The organism is Pseudoxanthomonas sp. OG2 (assembly GCF_014192765.1).
Lineage (GTDB): Bacteria > Pseudomonadota > Gammaproteobacteria > Xanthomonadales > Xanthomonadaceae > Pseudoxanthomonas_A > Pseudoxanthomonas_A beigongshangi.
Window position 1 is genome coordinate 412,049 of sequence record NZ_JACHYM010000002.1, and the last position, 19,198, is coordinate 431,246.

At 66.1% G+C, this 19,198-nt stretch carries 15 protein-coding genes and 1 tRNA gene; all 16 read right to left on the reverse strand.

The window, feature by feature from the left end; genetic code table 11:
- Positions 1 to 30: 30 nt before the first annotated feature.
- The gene (gene infB, locus FHW78_RS14920) at positions 31 to 2,676 is read right to left on the reverse strand and encodes a translation initiation factor IF-2 (protein ID WP_183642325.1); all 2,646 of its coding nucleotides are present in this window, start codon (positions 2,674 to 2,676) and stop codon (positions 31 to 33) included.
- Between the two features lie 110 nt (positions 2,677 to 2,786).
- Positions 2,787 to 4,298, reverse strand: a complete 1,512-nt coding sequence (gene nusA / locus FHW78_RS14925; protein WP_183642328.1) for a transcription termination factor NusA — start codon at positions 4,296 to 4,298, stop codon at positions 2,787 to 2,789.
- A gap of 4 nt (positions 4,299 to 4,302) precedes the next feature.
- On the reverse strand, positions 4,303 to 4,926 hold the full coding sequence (rimP, locus tag FHW78_RS14930; RefSeq protein ID WP_183642331.1) for a ribosome maturation factor RimP: 624 nt from the start codon (positions 4,924 to 4,926) through the stop codon (positions 4,303 to 4,305).
- A 166-nt stretch (positions 4,927 to 5,092) separates the two neighbouring features.
- A tRNA-Met gene (locus FHW78_RS14935) sits at positions 5,093 to 5,169 on the reverse strand.
- 103 nt (positions 5,170 to 5,272) lie between these two features.
- Positions 5,273 to 6,724 (reverse strand): NADH-quinone oxidoreductase subunit NuoN, encoded by a 1,452-nt coding sequence (nuoN, locus tag FHW78_RS14940; RefSeq protein WP_183642334.1) that lies wholly within the window; start codon positions 6,722 to 6,724, stop codon positions 5,273 to 5,275.
- 6 nt (positions 6,725 to 6,730) lie between these two features.
- The gene (locus FHW78_RS14945) at positions 6,731 to 8,242 is read right to left on the reverse strand and encodes an NADH-quinone oxidoreductase subunit M (protein ID WP_183642337.1); all 1,512 of its coding nucleotides are present in this window, start codon (positions 8,240 to 8,242) and stop codon (positions 6,731 to 6,733) included.
- 32 nt (positions 8,243 to 8,274) lie between these two features.
- Positions 8,275 to 10,482 (reverse strand): NADH-quinone oxidoreductase subunit L, encoded by a 2,208-nt coding sequence (nuoL, locus tag FHW78_RS14950; RefSeq protein WP_183644713.1) that lies wholly within the window; start codon positions 10,480 to 10,482, stop codon positions 8,275 to 8,277.
- A gap of 16 nt (positions 10,483 to 10,498) precedes the next feature.
- Positions 10,499 to 10,804 carry an NADH-quinone oxidoreductase subunit NuoK gene (gene nuoK, locus FHW78_RS14955; RefSeq protein ID WP_141453291.1) on the reverse strand — a complete coding sequence of 102 codons (306 nt, stop codon included), beginning with the start codon at positions 10,802 to 10,804 and terminating at the stop codon, positions 10,499 to 10,501.
- Positions 10,801 to 11,451, reverse strand: coding sequence for an NADH-quinone oxidoreductase subunit J (locus tag FHW78_RS14960; RefSeq protein WP_183642340.1), 651 nt, complete (start codon positions 11,449 to 11,451; stop codon positions 10,801 to 10,803). The genes nuoK and FHW78_RS14960 overlap by 4 nt, the downstream gene beginning before the upstream one ends.
- A 10-nt stretch (positions 11,452 to 11,461) precedes the next feature.
- Positions 11,462 to 11,950, reverse strand: coding sequence for an NADH-quinone oxidoreductase subunit NuoI (gene nuoI / locus FHW78_RS14965; RefSeq protein ID WP_183642343.1), 489 nt, complete (start codon positions 11,948 to 11,950; stop codon positions 11,462 to 11,464).
- A gap of 4 nt (positions 11,951 to 11,954) precedes the next feature.
- The gene (nuoH, locus tag FHW78_RS14970) at positions 11,955 to 13,046 is read right to left on the reverse strand and encodes an NADH-quinone oxidoreductase subunit NuoH (RefSeq protein ID WP_183642346.1); all 1,092 of its coding nucleotides are present in this window, start codon (positions 13,044 to 13,046) and stop codon (positions 11,955 to 11,957) included.
- Entirely contained in the window at positions 13,043 to 15,277 is a 2,235-nt protein-coding gene (gene nuoG / locus FHW78_RS14975) for an NADH-quinone oxidoreductase subunit NuoG (protein WP_183642349.1), read from the reverse strand. Before nuoG ends, nuoH begins: the two co-directional genes overlap by 4 nt.
- The gene (gene nuoF / locus FHW78_RS14980; protein WP_141453296.1) at positions 15,274 to 16,638 is read right to left on the reverse strand and encodes an NADH-quinone oxidoreductase subunit NuoF; all 1,365 of its coding nucleotides are present in this window, start codon (positions 16,636 to 16,638) and stop codon (positions 15,274 to 15,276) included. Before nuoF ends, nuoG begins: the two co-directional genes overlap by 4 nt.
- 4 nt (positions 16,639 to 16,642) lie before the next feature.
- Complete coding sequence (gene nuoE, locus FHW78_RS14985) at positions 16,643 to 17,170, reverse strand: NADH-quinone oxidoreductase subunit NuoE (RefSeq protein ID WP_183642352.1); 528 nt, start codon at positions 17,168 to 17,170, stop codon at positions 16,643 to 16,645.
- Entirely contained in the window at positions 17,167 to 18,474 is a 1,308-nt protein-coding gene (locus FHW78_RS14990; protein ID WP_183642355.1) for an NADH-quinone oxidoreductase subunit D, read from the reverse strand. Before FHW78_RS14990 ends, nuoE begins: the two co-directional genes overlap by 4 nt.
- Positions 18,471 to 19,196, reverse strand: a complete 726-nt coding sequence (locus FHW78_RS14995; protein WP_141453299.1) for an NADH-quinone oxidoreductase subunit C — start codon at positions 19,194 to 19,196, stop codon at positions 18,471 to 18,473. Before FHW78_RS14995 ends, FHW78_RS14990 begins: the two co-directional genes overlap by 4 nt.
- Between the last annotated feature and the right edge of the window lie 2 nt (positions 19,197 to 19,198).

The following is a 19,198-nucleotide window of genomic DNA, read 5'->3' on the forward strand; positions in this document are numbered from 1 at the left end:
CAATCCCGAATCCCCAATCCCGGCGGACGCTTACAGCGTCCGCGCCACCTCGATGCGCTCGAAGCACTCGATCTGGTCGCCCGGCTTGATGTCGTTGTACGCCTTCACGCCGATGCCGCATTCGGTGCCGTTGCGGACTTCGTCCACGTTTTCCTTGAAGCGGCGCAGCGATTCCAGTTCGCCTTCGAAGATGACGGTGCTGTCGCGCAGCACGCGGATCGGCTTGTTGCGCTTGACCACGCCCTCCACGACCATGCAGCCGGCGACCGCGCCGAACTTGGAGCTGCGGAACACGTCGCGGACCTCGGCGGTGCCGATGATCTCTTCGCGGATTTCCTTGCCCAGCAGGCCCGAAGCCACCTGCTTCACCTGATCGATCACGTCATAGATGATCGAGAAGTAGCGCAGGTCGACGCCGTTGGCCTCGATGATGCGGCGTGCGGACGCATCGGCACGCACGTTGAAACCGATGACCGTCGCCTTGGCGGTGACCGCGGCGTTGGCGTCGGATTCGGTGATGCCACCGACGCCGGCGGTGATCACGTTGATGCGGATCAGCTCGTTGGACAGGCCGACCAGCGACTGCTTCAGCGCTTCCACCGAACCCTGCACGTCGGCCTTGATCACCAGGTTCAGCACCTGCTGGCCTTCGCCCTGGCCCATCTGCGCCAGGATGTCCTCCATGCGGTTGCCGGCCTGCTTGACCAGGCGCGATTCGCGGCGCTTGGCGTCGCGCTGCTGCGCCACGTCCTTGGCCAGGCGCTCGTCCTCGACCACCACGAAATCGTCGCCGGCGTCGGGCACGCCCGACAGGCCCAGCACCTGCACCGGAATCGACGGGCCGGCCGAGGCCGGCTGGCCGCCGGTCTCGTCGAACAGCGCGCGCACGCGGCCGTACTGGATGCCGCACACCAGGTAGTCGCCCTTCTTCAGGGTGCCCTGCTGCACCAGCACCGTCGCGACCGGGCCGCGGCCCTTGTCCAGCGAGGATTCGATGACCACGCCGCTGGCGCGGCCGTCCTGCACGGCCTTCAGTTCGAGCACTTCGGCCTGCAGCGAAATCGCGTCCAGCAGTTCGTCGATGCCCTGGCCGGTCTTGGCGGAAATCTCGACCATCTGGGTGTCGCCGCCGAAATCCTCGGCGACCACTTCCTCGGCCAGCAGTTCGTTCTTGACCCGCATCGGATCGGCGTCGGACTTGTCGATCTTGTTGACCGCGACGATCAGCGGCACCTTGGCCGCCTTGGCGTGCTGGATGGCTTCCTTGGTCTGCGGCATGACGCCGTCGTCGGCCGCCACCACCAGTACCACGATGTCGGTCAGCTTGGCGCCGCGGGCACGCATCGCGGTGAACGCGGCGTGGCCGGGGGTATCCAGGAAGCTGATGACGCCCTTCGGCGTTTCCACGTGGTACGCACCGATGTGCTGGGTGATGCCGCCGGCTTCGCCGGTGGCGACCTTGGTGCGGCGGATGTAGTCCAGCAGCGAGGTCTTGCCGTGGTCGACGTGGCCCATGATGGTGACCACCGGCGGACGCGAGACCTTGTCGCCCTGGTGCTCCTCGGTGTGGGCCAGCAGTTCGCTCTCGGCGTCGTTGCTCTCGGCGCGGATTGCCTTGTGGCCCAGTTCCTCGGTCACCAGCGCGGCGGTGTCGTGATCGATGGTCTGGGTGATGGTCGCCATCACGCCCATCTTGAACATCGCCTTCACCACGTCGCCGCCCTTCAGGGCCAGTTTCTGCGCCAGGTCGGCCACGGTGATGGTTTCACCGATGGCGACCTCGCGCACGACCGGCGCGGTCGGGCGCTCGAAGCCATGCGCGCCGCCGCCACCGCCACGGCTCTGTTCCATCTGCCGGCGCGGCTTGGGTTTGCCGCGCGAGGTGGTGCGGCGTGCGCGCTCGGCGGCGGACAGGTGCAGCTGGCCGGCGAAGCGGCTGGCCGCGTCGTCGTCCTCGATGCCGCTGACCATCGCGTGCGAGCCGCGGGTCTTGTGCTTGTTCGCCGCCGCGGCGGCGCCGTTGCGGTCGTCGACGCGCGGCGGATCCTTGCGCACCACCTGCTTGGGCACGTGGTGTCCACCGGCACGCGCGGGACGCTCCTCGCCGGAAGCTTCGCCGGCGTTGGCGGCGTTGGCTTCGGCCTCGGCGCGCGCGACGGCTTCGGCGGCCGCGCGGGCGGCTTCCTCTTCCTTGCGCTTGCGCTCGAGTTCCTCGGCACGGCGACGATCGTCCTCGGCCAGGCGTTGCTGTTCCTGCAGGTTGCGCTGCTTGGATTCCTCCAGCTTGCGCAGGATCTCGGCGCGCTCGGGATTGGTCTCCGTCTGCGAGGTGGTCGCGACGACGGGCGCGTCGGCCTCGTTCGGCTTCACGTAGGTGCGCTTCTGGCGCACTTCCACGTTCACCGTGGTCTTGCTGCGGCCGGCGGCGACGGTCACTTCCTGCACCTTGCGGCGATTCAGGGTGATCTTCTTCGGCGCGGCGGTCTCGTCCGCCGGCTTCTCGGTCTTGCCGTGGGTACGGCGCAGGAAGCCGAGCAGCTTCATCTTCTCGGTGCTGGTCACGACCTGGTCGGGACCGCTGAACTTCATGCCGGCCTCGGCCAGCTGTTCCAGCAGTTTCTCGACCGGCGTATTGACCAGTTCAGCCAGCTTGCGGATGGTGGTTTGCTGCGACATTCGGATCCTAGTTTCTTTGTAGCGCCCCTCTGCCGTCAGCGAAGGAGCGCCCCATTTCAAGGTTGGGGATTCTAAGCCCTGCGGGTGCCAGGGCGGTGCTCATCGGTGGATCATTCGCCGCGCTCCAGGCGGGCGATCTCCTCGGCTCGGGCGGCCAGGATCAGCGCCGCGGCGCGTCCCTCGTCCATCCCTTCGATGCCAAATTCCACCACTTCGTCGGCGGCCAGGTCCGACAGGTCCTCGCTGGTACGGACGCCATGCGCGGCCAGCGCGTAGGCGGTTTCCTCGTCCATGCCTTCCAGTGCCAGCAGGTCGTCGGCGGGCTGGTTCTCCTCCAGGCCCTCCTCCTCGGCCAGGGCCTCGTTCAGCAGGGCGTCGCGGGCGCGGGCCCGCAGTTCCTCGACGATGTCCTCGTCGAAGCCTTCCACGGCCAGCAGCTCGCCGACCGGCACGTAGGCGATTTCCTCGACCGTGCTGAAGCCCTCGCTGACCAGGATGGCGGCGATTTCCTCGTCCACCTCCAGCTTGTCCATGAACAGCTGGCGGGCCACGGCCTGCTCGGCCTCGGACTTGGCGGCGACCTGGTCCTGCGTCATGACGTTGAGCTGCCAGCCGGTCAGGCGGCTGGCCAGGCGCACGTTCTGGCCGCCCTTGCCGATGGCCTGGGCCAGCCGGTCCTCGGCCACCGCCAGGTCCATCGAGTGCTTTTCCTCGTCGACGATGATCGACTGCACCTCCGCCGGCGCCATCGCGTTGATGACGAAGGTGGCCGGGTTGTCGTTCCACAGCACGATGTCCACGCGCTCGCCGTTGAGCTCGTTCGACACCGCCTGCACGCGCGAACCGCGCATGCCGATGCAGGCGCCGATGGGATCGGTGCGGCTGTCGTGCGCCAGCACCGCGATCTTGGCGCGGTCGCCCGGATCACGCGCGCAGGCCTTGATCTCGACCAGGCCCTGGCCCACTTCCGGCACTTCCAGCTTGAACAGCTCGATCATGAATTCCGGCGCGGCGCGGCTGATGAACAGCTGCGGGCCGCGGGGCTCGGAACGCACGTCGTACAGGTAACCGCGCACGCGGTCGCCGGCGCGCAGCACGTCGCGCGGGATGCCCTTGTCCTTCGGGATGAAGGCTTCGGCGTTGCCGCCCAGGTCCACGTAGATGTTGCCGCGCTCGGCGCGCTTGACCACGCCGGTGACCAGTTCGCCGACGCGGTCCTTCCACGCATCCACCACCTGCTGGCGCTCGGCTTCGCGCACGCGCTGCACGATCACCTGCTTGGCGGCCTGCGCGGCGATGCGCCCGAAGTCCGGGTTCTCGATCTGTTCCTCGATCCAGTCGCCGACCTCGACGCCCTCGGCTTCGTCCACGGCGTCCATCAGGCGGAGCTGGCGATCCGGCGATTCCATCACCACGTCGTCGGCCACCACTTCCCAGCGGCGGAAGGTTTCGTAGCTGCCGTCCTTGTGATCAATCGAAACGCGCACCGACACGTCCTGATCCAGGTAGCGCTTCTTGGCGGCGGACGCCAGCGCGGCTTCGATGGCATCGAAGATCACCTCGCGCGGCACGCCTTTCTCGTTGGCGACCGCATCCACCACCAGCAAAAGTTCCTTACTCATCAGTTCACTCCGCACGCGGCTTGCGAGCCGCCGGCTTGTTGGGTTGTTGCTTGGATTCCTGCTTCACCGCGCCCTTCTTGCCGGCTGCGGCTCCGCCAGCGGTACCGGCCTTGCGGCCGCCACCCTTGGGTTTTTCGGGGGCCAGGCCCAGGGCCGCCCAATCGGGGACCAGCCTGGCCTTGTCAATATTATCGAACGCCACGGACAACGCCGCGCCGTCGACGGTGAAAACGATCTGCCCGTCCTCGACCCGGGTGATTTCACCCTGCAGGCGGCGACGCCCGTCCTGGGGCAGCTTCAGCACCACCTTGGCGCTCTCGCCCTGGTGGCGCGCGAACTGCGCCAGGGTGAACAGGGGCCGGTCGACGCCCGGGGAAGACACTTCCAGGGTGTAGTTGCCGGAAATCGGGTCCTCGACGTCCAGTTGCGCCGATACCTCGCGGCTGACCGCCTCGCAGTCGTCGATGTTGACGAAGCGGCTGTCGCGCTCGGCTTCCTGCACGTCGATGTACAGCCGCACGGTGGCGCCGCCGGGCGCGGGCAGATACTCGATGCCCAGCAGCTCGAGCCCGAGCGCCTGCACGGTGGGGGCCAGGAGTTCCGAGATTTGAGTGGCCTTGTCGCTCACGGAATGACCTTTTTGCCAGGTAAAGTCTGGTTGCAGAAAACGACAAGGGGCCCGGTGGGCCCCTTGTCCGATAACGCTGGATTTCGGTGTGAAAGCGGAAGCATGCGCTTTCACGAGCCCGAGCTTCGGACGTGGAAGTCTTGATGACTTCCGCGACCGCAAAGCTTGGTAGCGGGGGCAGGATTTGAACCTGCGACCTTCGGGTTATGAGCCCGACGAGCTGCCAGACTGCTCCACCCCGCAGCAGAAGCGGAATTATGAAGGCTTCCGTGGATTCTTGCAAGCCTTCCCATCAACAAAAACTATCCGTCGCCCGAAAAACATCGGCCGACGGAAGTGAAACGGTTCAGCCGGCGAACGCCTGCTGGCACCACGCCATGATCGGGTTCCAGAAGATGCCCAGCACCAGCAGCGCCAGCGCGTTCACCCCGAACACCACCGGCACCACCCGGTCCTGGCGCGCCGGCTGGCGCTCGCCCACCGGCTCGTCGAAGTACATGACCTTGATGACGCGCAGGTAGTAGAACGCGCCGATCACCGCGCAGACCACGCCCAGGATCGCCAGCCAGGTGAAACCGCCCTTCAACGCGGCACCCAGCACCACCAGCTTGGCCCAGAAGCCGAGGAACGGCGGCACGCCGGCCAGCGAGGCCATCACGCACAGCACCAGTCCGGCCTGCCAGGGGTTGCGGGCGTTCAGGCCCTTGAAGTCGTCGATCTTGTCGGCCTCGAAACCCTGCCGCGACAGCACCACGATGGCGCCGAACGCCGCCGCGGACATGAGCGCGTAGCTGATCGCGTAGAACAGCGCCGCCGAGTAGCCGGTCGCGCCGCCGCCGGCGAAGCCGACCAGCAGGAAGCCCACGTGCGAGACGGTGGAGTACGCCAGCATGCGCTTGAGGTTGGTCTGGGCGATGGCGATCAGGTTGCCGATCACCAGCGATGCCGCGGCCAGGCCGGCCAGCAGCCACTGCCACTGTTCGTTGACCGGACCGACGCCGCTTTCCAGCAGGCGGTAGGCCATGCCGAACGCGGCCAGCTTGGGACCGGAGCTGATGAACAGCGTGATCGGGGTCGGCGCGCCCTGGTAGACGTCCGGCAGCCACATGTGGAACGGCGCCGCGCCCAGCTTGAAGGCCACGCCGGCGACCATGAACACCACGCCGGTCAGCAGCAGGGTGCGATCGGTGGCACCCGCGATGGCGGCATGGATGCCGTCCAGGTGGAGCGTGCCGGTGGCGCCGTAGACCAGCGACATGCCGTACAGCAGCAGGCCCGAGGCCAGCGAACCCAGCACGATGTACTTCATCGCCGCTTCCGCCGACAGGCCGTCCTCGCGATTCAGCGCGACCAGCGCGTACGAGCACAGCGCCAGCAGCTCCAGGCCCAGGTAGACCATCACCAGGCTGCCGGCCGACACCATCATCATCATGCCGGCGGTCGCCAGCATCACCAGCACCGGCACTTCGCCCGGATACAGCTTGCGCTCGCGCAGGTACGGCCAGGCGTAGACCAGCGACAGTCCGCTGACCAGCAGGATCGCCAGCTTGGTGACATTGGCCATCACGTCGCGGACGAACATGCCGTTGAACACGGCCCCGCTGCCACCGACGTCGCCGAGGATCATGAAGAACGAGACCGCCAGCGTGGCCAGGGCCAGCAGGTGGGTGATCACCCGCTGGCGATCGCTCAGGAACAGGTCCAGCATCAGCAACGCGAAGGCGCCTGCGATCAGCACGACTTCCGGCAGCAGCGGCAGCAGGTCGGCGGCGGTGGGGAGCATCGACGTGGTCATCATTCTTCCTTACAGCTTGCTGTTGGCGAGCTGCATCGCCAGGTTCGCAATCGACGGTTCCATCAGGTCAACCAGCGGCTTGGGATACACGCCCAGCACCAGCACGCCGATGGCGAACACGCCCAGCACCAGCGCCTCGCGGCCGTTGATGTCCTTGAGCTCGGCCACGTGCGAATTGGCCACTTCGCCGTACATCACCCGCTTGATCAGCCACAGCGTGTAGGCGGCTCCGATGATCAGGGTCAGCGCGGCGAGCAGCGCGATCAGCGGATGCTTCTGGAAGCTGGCCACGATCACCATGAACTCGCCGACGAAACCGCTGGTGCCCGGCAGGCCCGAATTGGCCATGCCGAACAGCACGAAGAACACCGCGAACCAGGGCATCACGTTGGCAACGCCGCCGTAGTCCTTGATCATGCGGGTATGCATGCGGTCGTACAGCACGCCGACGCAGGAGAACATCGCGCCGGAGACGAAGCCGTGCGAAATCATCTGCACCATCGCGCCCTGCAGGCCCAGGCGGGCGCCGTCCAGGTTGCCGTAGTCGCGGACCAGGCCGAAGGCGATGAAGATGCCCAGGGTGACGAAGCCCATGTGCGAGACCGACGAATACGCGATCAGCTTCTTCATGTCGTCCTGCACCAGCGCCACCAGGCCGACGTAGACCACGCCGATCAGCGACAGCAGGATCACCAGCCAGGCCCACTCGAAGCCGGCGTCCGGCACGATCGGCAGGGTGAAGCGCAGGAAGCCGTAGCCGCCGATCTTCAGCATGATCGCCGCCAGGATCACCGAACCGGCGGTCGGCGCCTCCACGTGCGCGTCCGGCAACCAGGTATGGACCGGGAACATCGGCACCTTGACCGCGAAGGCGATCAGGAAGGCGAAGAACAGCCAGGTCTGCTCCTTGGCGTTCAGCGGCAGCGTGTACAGGTCCGCCAGCTGGAAGCTGCCGCCCTTCAGGTACAGGTAGATCAGGCCGATCAGCATGAACACCGACCCGAGGAAGGTGTACAGGAAGAACTTGATCGAGGCGTAGATGCGGCGCGGGCCGCCCCACACGCCGATGATCAGGAACATCGGGATCAGCATGCCTTCGAAGAAGACATAGAACAGGATGGCGTCCAGCGCGCAGAACACGCCGATCATCAGGCCTTCCAGGAACAGGAACGCCGCCACGTACTGGCTGACCCGCTTCTCCACCGACGACCACGCGCCGATCAGCGCCAGCACGGTGGTCAGCGTGGTCAGCACGATCAGCGCGACCGAGATGCCGTCGACGCCCAGCGCGTACCAGATGTTGAACGCCGGCACCCACGCGCGCTTCTCGGCGAACTGCATGCCGGGATTGGCGAAGTCGAAGCCGGTCAGCAGCGGCAGGCTCGCCAGGAAAGTCAGCAGCGCCACGCCCAATGCCACCCAGCGGGCGGCACTGGCGCGACGGTTGCCCAGGGCGAGGACCAGCGCGCCGCCGAGAATCGGCAGCCAGATCAGAATGCTAAGCAAAGGCCAGTTCGACACGAGTGGTATCCGTTAGTTCAGCGCCAGGGCGGTCATTGCCAGAACCGGATGAGCACGGCCAGCAGTGCAATCAGGCCGAGGATCATCGCGAAGGCGTAGTGGTAGAGGAAACCCGACTGGGTACGGCGCAACAGGTTGGCGGCCAGGTCCACGACGCGGGCGCTGCCGTTGACGGCTACGCCATCGATCAGATGGGTGTCGATCGCACGCGAAGCCTTGCCGAGCTTGATGCCGCCGCCGGCCAGGCCGCCGATCCACAGATGGTCGGCCCAGTACTTCTTGTCCAGGATGTTGGCCAGGAACGCGCCGATCGGGCTGTTGCGCATCCGCTCCGGCACGCTCGGCGGCGCCACGATGTACAGCAGGGTCGCCAGGACGAAGCCGGCCAGGGTCAGCCAGAACGGCGCGGCCTTGATGCCATGCAGGGCGAACTCCCACGGACCGTGGAAGGTTTCCTTCAGCTGGCCCACGGTGTCCGCGGCCGGGTTGATGAAATCGATCGCGCCCAGGAAGAACGGCAGCTGCTCGTGGTGGCCGCTCCAGTCGGTGCCGAACAGCATCGGACCGATGGTGAAGTAACCGACCAGGATCGACGGGATCGCCAGCAGGATCAGAGGAACCGTCACCACCCACGGGGATTCGTGCGGTTCGTGCGCGCCGTGGTGGCCGTGATCGTCGCCATGATGATCGTCGTGATGCGCATCGGCATGGTGATCGTCATGGCCGTGATCGGCATGGGCCTCGCGGAAGCGCTCCTTGCCGTGGAAGGTCAGGTACAGCAGGCGGAAGCTGTAGAAGCTGGTGACGAACACGCCCAGCAGCACCGCCCAGTAGCCGTAGTTGGCGACCCATTCGCTGGGGCCGCTGATGCCATGCGCCATCGTGCCCAGTTCGGCCACCTTGTGCGCGAACTCGCCGGCCTGCTCCTGGTGGTGCTTGGCCGCCTCGATGATGGTGTCCTTGGAATAGAAGCCGGACAGGAACGGCGTGCCCACCAGCGCCAGGGTACCGATCAGGCTGGTGATCCAGGTGATCGGCATGTACTTGCGCAGGCCGCCCATCTTGCGCATGTCCTGCTCGTGGTGCATGCCGATGATGACCGAGCCGGCCGCCAGGAACAGCAGCGCCTTGAAGAAGGCGTGGGTCATCAGGTGGAACACCGCCGCCGAATAGGCCGACACGCCCAGCGCCACGGTCATGTAGCCGAGCTGCGACAGGGTGGAGTAAGCGACCACGCGCTTGATGTCGTTCTGCACGATGCCGATCAGGCCGGTGAAGAACGCGGTGGTGGCGCCGATGAACAGCACGAAGTCCAGCGCGGTCTGCGACAGTTCGAACAGCGGCGACATGCGGGCGACCATGAAGATGCCGGCGGTCACCATCGTCGCCGCGTGGATCAGCGCCGAGATCGGGGTCGGGCCTTCCATCGAATCCGGCAGCCATACATGCAGCGGCACCTGCGCCGACTTGCCCATCGCGCCAATGAACAGGCAGATGCAGATCAGGGTGGCCATCGACCAGATCACCGGCTGGTCCAGCACCTGCCAGGTCTGGCCGAACATCGTGATGGCGCCGGACCATACCGGAATCGCCTTGCCCGCCAGCATCGGCGCGTTGGCGAACACGGTGGCGTAGTCCAGGGTGCCGAACATGAACAGAACCGCGGCGATGCCCAGCAGGAAGCCGAAGTCGCCCACGCGGTTGACCAGGAACGCCTTGAGGTTGGCGAAGATCGCCGACGGGCGCTTGAACCAGAAGCCGATCAGCAGGTACGACACCAGGCCCACCGCTTCCCAGCCGAAGAACAGCTGCAGGAAGTTGTTGCTCATCACCAGCATCAGCATGCTGAAGGTGAACAGCGAGATGTAGCTGAAGAAGCGCTGGTAACCCGGATCCTCGGCCATGTAGCCGATGGTGTAGATGTGCACCAGCAGCGAGACGAAGGTGACCACGACCATCATCATCGCGGTCAGCTTGTCGATCATGAAACCGACGTGCGCGCTGTAGTTGCCCACCTCGAAGAAGGTGTAGACGTTCTGGTTGAACGGCGAAGCGCCCTGCCCGACCAGCTGGTACAGCACCCAGCCCGACAGCGCGCAGCTGACGGCCACGCCCAGGATGGTGACGACGTGCGAGCCGGCACGGCCGACCTGGCGGCCGAACAGCCCGGCGATGATGCTGCCCAGCAGCGGCGCCAGCACGATGGCCAGCAGCACGTTCTTGGAAATAGCGACTTCCAGACCTGTCATGGGTGCATCAGCCTTTGAGCGTGTCGACTTCGGCGACGTTGATCGTGCGCCGGGTGCGGAACAGGGTGACCAGGATCGCCAGGCCGATGGCGGCCTCGGCGGCGGCCACGGTCAGGATGAAGAACACGAAGATCTGGCCGGCGGCGTCGCCCAGTTCGCGGGAGAAGGCGACGAAGTTGATGTTCACCGACAGCAGCATCAGCTCGATGGACATCAGCAGCACGATGACGTTCTTGCGGTTGAGGAAGATGCCGGCCAGGCTGATGCAGAACAGCACCGCGCCCAGCGCCAGCAGATGACCCAGGGTAATCATGCCTTGCCCTCCCCTTCGGCGGCTTCATCGGCGGATGCGCGGACCGGCTTCTCGGCCGCCATCTTGACCATGCGGATGCGATCGCCGGCCTTGACCCGCGACTGCTCGGACGGATCCTGGTGCTTGGCGCCCGCGCGACGGCGCAGGGTCAGCATCACCGCGGCGACCACGGCCACGGTCAGGATCACCGCGGCGAATTCGAACGGCAGCAGGAATTCGGTGAACAGGCTGCGCGCCAGCCAGGCGGTGTTGGACACGTCGGCCGCGGCGGCGGCGGCGTTGTCCGGGAACGCGGCGGCGGTGCGCGCCTTGACCCCGATCAGGGTCAGCATCTGCACCAGCATGGCGACCGCGACCACCACGCCGACCGGAAGGAACTTCACCCAGCCCTCGCGCATCTTGGCGACGTCGATGTCCAGCATCATCACCACGAACAGGAACAGCACCATCACCGCGCCCACGTAGACGAGGATCAGCGCCACGCCGAGGAACTCGGCCCCGACCAGCAACCAGATGCAGGCCACCGAGAAGAAGGTCAGGATGAGGCACAGCACGGCGTGCACCGGGTTGCGCACGCTGATCACCGCGCCGGCGGCGACCGCCGCCATGGCGGCGAAGATCCAGAAAGCGATATTTACCCAATCCATCTCTTGGACCTCAGCGGAATGCGGCGTCGGCGGCGCGACGCTCGGCGATTTCGGCTTCCAGCCGATCGCCCAGCGCCAGCAACTGCGGCTTGGTGACGATGTTCTGGCCGCGCTTGTCGAAGTGGTACTCCAGCACGTGCGTCTCCACGATCGAGTCCACCGGGCAGCTTTCCTCGCAGAAGCCGCAGAAGATGCACTTGAACAGGTCGATGTCGTAGCGGGTGGTGCGGCGGGTGCCGTCCTCGCGCGGGGCCGAGTCGATGGTGATGGCCAGCGCCGGGCAGACCGCCTCGCACAGCTTGCAGGCGATGCAGCGCTCTTCCCCGTTGGGATAGCGGCGCAGCGCGTGCAGGCCGCGGAAGCGCGGCGACTGCGGGAACTTCTCCATCGGATACATCACGGTGTACTTGGGCTTGAACGCGTATTTCAGCGTCAGCCACAGTCCGCCCAGCAACTCGAGCAGCATCAGGCTCTTGAAGTAATGGATGACCTTGTTCATTGCGTCAGACACCCTTCTCGAACACGCCAAAGAACACCATCACCGCCGTCACCGCGATCCACGCGATGGTCAGCGGAATGAACACCTTCCAGCCCAGCCGCATGATCTGGTCGTAGCGGTAGCGCGGGAAGCTCGCGCGGAACCAGATGTAGGCGCTGGCGAAGAACAGCACCTTCAGCAGCAGCCACGGCCAGCCACCGGTCCAGATCCAGTTGACCCAGGGCGACACGTCCGCGGTGATCCAGCCCTGCAGCGGGCTGAGCCAGCCACCCAGGAAGAACAGCGCCACCAGGAAACTGACCAGGATCATGTTGGCGTATTCGGCCAGGAAGAACAGCGCGAACGCCGCGCCCGAATACTCGACCATGTGGCCGGCGACGATTTCCGATTCGCCTTCCACCACGTCGAACGGCGAGCGGTTGGTTTCGGCGACGCCGGACACCCAGTACACGATGAACAGCGGGAACAGCGGCAACCAGAACCATTCGAAGAAGCCATTGTTGCCGGCCTGCGCCATCACGATGTCGCTGAGGTTCAGGCTGCCGGCGGCGATCAGCACGCCGACCAGGGCGAAGCCCATCGCGATTTCGTAGCTGACCACCTGCGCGGCCGAGCGCATCGCGCCCAGGAACGCGTACTTCGAGTTGGAAGCCCAGCCGGCGATGATGATGCCGTACACGCCCAGCGAGGTCATCGCCAGCAGGTACAGCAGGCCCGCGTTGGCGTTGGACAGCACCAGCTTGGCGTCGAACGGCACCACCGCCCAGGCGGCGAACGCCGGCGCCAGCGTGATCAGCGGGGCGATGATGTACATCGCCTTCTGCGCGCTGCTGGGCTGGATGATTTCCTTGAACAGCAGTTTGAACACGTCGGCGAAGGCCTGGAAGATGCCCATGCCCACGTACATCGGTCCGTGGCGGACGTGCATCCAGCCGATCAGCTTGCGTTCCCAGACCACGTAGAAGGCCACCGCGATGATCACCGGCACGGCGATCACCAGGATCTTCAGCACGATCCACAACGCGACACCGATGTCGCCCAGCGCGAAGAACCACTCGCGGAGCGGTCCGACGGCATTGATCAACAGCTCGTTCATGCGCTCACCACCGTGACACGTCCGGCGCCCAGCGGCGCGGTCGCGCCGTAGCCGCTCTCAATCCACGCGCTGCCCTTGGCCACGCGGGCATCCACCACCACCGGCAGGGTCGCGGTGCCGTTGGCCGAACCGACCTTGGCCATCGCGCCTTCGGCCACGCCGCTCGACTGCGCGTCGGCGGGATTCAGCACGATGCGCGCGCCCGTGTTGAGCGGATGCGCCTGCAATGCCTCGGCCCGCCGGACCGTGCCGTCGGTGCGGTAAATCCCCGCGGTGACCGCCAGTTCCAGGCCCTCGCCCGCCGCGGCGGACGCCGCCGAACGCGCGATGGTCACCGGCGCGGTGCCGGCGATGGCGGCGCGCAGCCCGGCCAGATCGGTGAACTCGAACGACGGCAACTGCAATTCGCCGCCGAGCGCGCGCAACACGCGCCAGCCGTCGCGGGCCTCGCCCGGCAGCTTGCCGGCGGCCTGGGTACGCTGGTCGGTGCCATCCAGGTTGGTCAGGGTGGCTTCGATTTCCGGCAGCGCGCCAATCGGCAGGATCACGTCGGCGACGTCGCGGGTCGACTTGCAGGCGAAATGGCTGAACGCCACCACCTTGGCCGACGATAGCGCGCGCGCGGCGGCCGGCGTATCGGCGAAGTCCAGGCCCGGCTCGATGCCATAGATGACGTAGGCCTTGCGCGGCTCGGCGAACATGCCGGCCACGTCGCGGCGCGACGGCAGCACGCCGTGGCGGGCCAGGCCCACCGCGTTGGCGCCCTGCGGGATGCGGCACAACGAGGCGCCGGTGGCGGCGGCGAATTCGCCGGCGGCCTGGCGCAGCGCCGAAGCCTGCGGATGGTTCTCGGCGATGCCGCCGACAATCAGCACGGCATGGTTGCCGGCCTTGGCGGCCTCGCGCAGGGCGGCTTCGTTGAGCGCGCCGGCCAGCTGCGACGGCGGCACGATGTGCTTGCCGGCGATGCCGAACGCGAAGTCGAAGTCGACCGGGTTGACCACGTGCACCCTGGCGCCCTTGCGCTGGGCCTTGCGGATGCGCTGGTGCAGCAGCGGCAACTCGTGGCGGATGTTGGTGCCGAACAGCACGATGACGTCGGCCTTTTCGATATCCGCCATCGGCAGCGCGAACGGTTCGGCCACGGCGCCATCGGAGAAGTCGCGGTTGTTGATGCGGTGATCGACGTTGCCGCTGCCGAGGCCGGCGGCCAGCTTCGCGAGCAATCCACCCTCCTCGTTCGAGGTCGCCGGATGCACCAGCACGCCCAGTTCGTCGCCGGCGTTGCCGCGCAGGATCTCGGCGGCGGCGGCCAGGCCCTCGGACCAGGACACTTCGCGCCACTCACCATTGACCTTCTGCAACGGCTTGACCGCGCGGTCGTCGCTGTACAGGCCCTGGTGCGAATAGCGATCACGATCCGACAGCCAGCATTCGTTGACCGCCTCGTTCTCGCGCGGCACGGTGCGCAGCACCTGGCCTCGGCGAGAATGCACGAACAGGTTGGAACCCATCGCGTCGTGGTAACCGACGGATTCGCGCGCAATCAATTCCCACGGACGGGCGCGGAACTGGAACACCTTGTTGGTCAGCGCGCCCACCGGGCAGACGTCGATGACGTTGCCGGAGATTTCGGTGGTCAGCGGCTTGCCGTCATAAGTGCCGATCTGCAGGTTCTCGCCGCGGTACATGCCGCCCAGTTCGTAGGTACCGGCGACATCCGCGGTGAAGCGCACGCAACGCGTGCACTGGATGCAGCGGGTCATCTCGGTGGCGACCAGCGGGCCGATGTCCTCGTCGGGCACCACGCGCTTGCGCTCCTGGAAGCGGCTCACGGAGCGGCCGTAGCCCAGCGACAGATCCTGCAGTTCGCACTCGCCACCCTGATCGCAGATCGGGCAGTCGAGCGGATGGTTGATCAGCAGGAACTCCATCACGTTGCGCTGCGACTTCAGCGCCTTCTCGCTGCGGGTCTGGATCTTCATGCCGTCCATGACCGGCGTGGCGCAGGCCGGCGCCGGCTTGGGCATCTTCTCGACGTCGACCAGGCACATGCGGCAGTTGGCCGCGATCGGCAGCTTCTCGTGGTAGCAGAAGCGCGGAATCGGAATCCCGGCCTTGTCCGCGGCCTGGATGATCATCGAACCCTTCGGCGCGGCCATCTCGACACCGTCGATGAAGACGGTGACGTGGTCGGGCGGGAGGTTCGGGTTGACGGGCTGCGCACTCATGCGGCCACCTTGCCTTCAATGACCGTGCCGGCGCGCTGGTCGTCGACCAGGAAACGCTTGTTGACGATCGCGTACTCGAATTCGTGCCAGAAGTGGCGCAGGAAACCCTGTACCGGCCACGCCGCGGCTTCGCCGAAGGCGCAGATGGTATGGCCCTCGATCTGGCCGGCGGCGGCCTTCAGCATGTGCAGGTCGTCCAGGGTCGCCTTCTGTTCGGCGATGCGGGTCAGCATGCGGTACATCCAGCCGGTGCCTTCGCGGCACGGCGTGCACTGGCCGCAGCTTTCCTTGAAGTAGAAACGCGCGATGCGCTGGCAGGCGCGCACCATGCAGGCAGTCTCGTCCATCACCACGACCGCGCCCGAACCCAGGCCGGAACCCGCCTTCTGGATGCTGTCGTAGTCCATGGTCAGGCCCATCATGGTCTCGCCCGGCAGTACCGGCATCGAGGAACCACCCGGAATCACCGCCTTGATCTTGTGGCCGTTGCGGATGCCGCCGGCCATTTCCAGCAGTTCGGCGAACGGCGTGCCCAGGCGGATCTCGTAGTTGCCAGGACGCGCGACATGGCCGGAGACCGAGAAGATCTTCGGACCGCCGTTGTTGGGCTTGCCCAGGTTGAGGAACCACTCCGCGCCGTTGCGGATGATCGCCGGCACCGAGGCGTAGGTCTCGGTGTTGTTGATGGTGGTCGGCTTGCCGTACAGGCCGAAGTTGGCCGGGAACGGCGGCTTGAAGCGCGGCTGGCCCTTCTTGCCTTCCAGCGACTCCATCAGCGCGGTCTCTTCGCCGCAGATGTAGGCACCCGCGCCGAGCGCGTTGAAGATGTCGATGTCGATGCCGGAGCCCAGGATGTTCTTTCCCAGCCAGCCGTGCTTGTAGGCTTCGGCAGTGGCCTCTTCCAGGTGCTCGAACGGCTCGTGGTGGAACTCGCCGCGCAGGTAGTTGTAGCCCACGGTGGAACCGGTGGCGTAGCAGGCGATGGCCATGCCCTCGATGACCGCGTGCGGGTTGAAGCGCAGGATGTCGCGATCCTTGGCGGTGCCCGGCTCGGATTCGTCGGAGTTGCAGAGGATGTACTTCTGCATGTCGCCCTTGGGCATGAAGCTCCACTTCAGGCCGGTCGGGAAGCCCGCGCCGCCGCGGCCGCGCAGGCCGGACTGCTTGACCATCTCGACCACGTCGGCCGGCGGGATCTTCTCTTCGAGGATCTTGCGCAGCGCGCTGTAGCCGCCGGTCTTCAGGTAGTTCTCGTACGACCACGGCTTGTCGAAATGCAGCGTGGTGTAGACGACCTGGTGCTCCTTCGGCGCCGGGCCCACCGGGCCGTAACCTTCGGATGTGTGCGGATGATGTGCCATGCGCTTACTCCAGCCCGTCCAGCAATTCGTCGACCTTGGCCGGCGTCAGCTTCTCGTGGTAATGGCCGTTGATCACGACCACCGGCGCGCCGCAGCAGGCGGCGACGCATTCTTCTTCCCGCTTCAGGAACACCCGGCCATCGGCGGTGGATTCGCCCAGCTTGCAGCCGAGCTTCTTCTCGGCGTGCTTGACCAGATCCTCGGCGCCGTTGAGCCAGCAGCTGATGTTGGTGCAGAAGGCGACGTTGTTGCGGCCCACCTTCTCGGTCTCGAACATCGAGTAGAAGCTGGCGACCTCGTAGGCCCACACCGGCGGGATGTCCAGGTACTTGGCGACCGCGGCGATAAGCTCGTCGCTTAGCCAGCCGCCGTTCTGCTCCTGCGCGGCGTGCAGACCCTGCAGCACCGCCGAGCGCTTGCGGTCGGGCGGGAACTTGGTCAGCCAATGATCGATATGCGCGCGCGTCTTGTCGCTCAGCGCCACCAGGGGATCGACGTTCTGCGTCGCCTCGAAATTGCCTGTGGCCCTCATCGGTCCACCTCACCGAAAACCAGATCGTAAGTACCAATCATGGCGACCACGTCCGGCAGCATGTGGCCGCGGACGATGGCATCCATGGAAGAAAGATGGGCGAAGCCCGGCGCGCGCAGCTTCACCCGGAACGGCTTGTTGGCGCCGTCGGACACCAGGTAGCAGCCGAATTCGCCCTTGGGCGCTTCCACCGCCGAGTAGGTCTCGCCGGCCGGCACGCAGTAGCCTTCGCTGAACAGCTTGAAGTGATGGATCAGCGCTTCCATGTCGTCCTTCATCTCCTCGCGCGAGGGAGGGGCGACCTTGAAGTTCTTGACCATCACCGGGCCGGGATTGGCCTTCAGCCACTTCACGCACTGGGCGATGATGCGGTTGGATTCGCGCATCTCGGCCACGCGGACCAGGTAACGGTCGTAGCAGTCGCCTTCCACGCCCAGCGGGATGTCGAAATCCACCGCGTCGTACTTGGCGTACGGCTGCTTCTTGCGCAGATCCCAGGCGATGCCCGAACCGCGCAGCATCACGCCGGTCATGCCCCAGGCGCGGGCCTGTTCCGGGCTGATCACGCCGATCCCGACGGTGCGCTGCTTCCAGATGCGGTTGTCGGTGAGCAGGGTTTCGTACTCGTCGACGCGCTTGGGGAACTCGCGGGTGAAGTCTTCCAGGAAGTCCAGCATCGACCCGTCGCGCGCGTTGTTCAGGCGCTTCAGCGCCTGGCCCTTGCGCCAGGGCGATTCCTTGTACTTCGGCATCCGGTCCGGCAGGTCGCGGTAGACACCGCCCGGGCGGTAGTAGGTCGCGTGCATGCGCGCGCCGCTGACCGCCTCGTAGCAGTCCATCAGCTCCTCGCGCTCGCGGAACGCGTACAGCATCACCGCCATCGCACCCAGGTCGAGCGCGTTGGATCCGATCCACATCAGGTGGTTCAGGATGCGGGTGATCTCGTCGAACATCGTGCGGATGTACTGCGCGCGTTCCGGCGCCTCGATCCCCATCAGGGTCTCGATCGCGCGCACGTAGGCGTGCTCGTTGCACATCATCGACACGTAGTCCAGGCGATCCATGTAGCCGATCGACTGGTTGAACGGCTTGGACTCGGCCAGCTTCTCGGTGCCGCGATGCAGCAGGCCGACGTGCGGGTCGGCGCGCATGATGGTTTCGCCGTCCATTTCCAGGATCAGGCGGAGAACGCCGTGCGCCGCGGGATGCTGCGGGCCGAAGTTCATCGTGTAGTTGCGGATCTCCTGCTTGGACTCTTCAGGATTGCTCGCAAACGCGGTGGGGGATTGTTGCGTACTCATCACTTGCTGCCCTCGCCCGCGGCGGCTTCGCCGATCGCGGTCTGGTAGCGCGCGTCGTCGCGGATCACGCGCGGCACGCCGACGCGCGGTTCGACCGAGGTGACCGGCTCGTAGACCACGCGCTTCTTCTCTTCGTCGTAGCGAACTTCGACGTTGCCGATCAGCGGGAAGTCCTTGCGGAACGGATGGCCGACGAAACCGTAGTCGGTCAGGATGCGGCGCAGATCCGGATGGCCTTCGAACACGATGCCGTACAGGTCGAACGCCTCGCGCTCGAACCAGTTGGCGCCCGGCCACAGGTCGGTGACCGAGGCCACCACCGGCAGATCATCGTTCGGCGCGAAGCAGCGCACGCGCAGGCGCTGGTTGTGCTGGTACGACAGCAGGTGCAGGACCACCGCGAAGCGGCGCTCGGGACCGGCGCCGCGCGGTCGCTGTTCCCAGTCGAAGCGGCCCGGGCCAAAGCCCTCGACGCCACGGCTGAACCCTTCGGACGACACGTCCGAGGTATCCCACTCTGCGCTGCCGTAGCCCAGGTAGTCGACGCCGCAGACGTCGACCGCCTGCTCGAATCCGAACTCGTCGCGCAGGGCGCGGCAGACCTCATGCCAGGACGCGGACGGCACCTCGAGGGTGACCTCTTCGCGGGTTCCGGCAACCGTGATCACCGCATCGGCGAAGCGCGCGCGCAACCGGTCGGTGAAATTTGCAGCTTGCTCGGCCATGG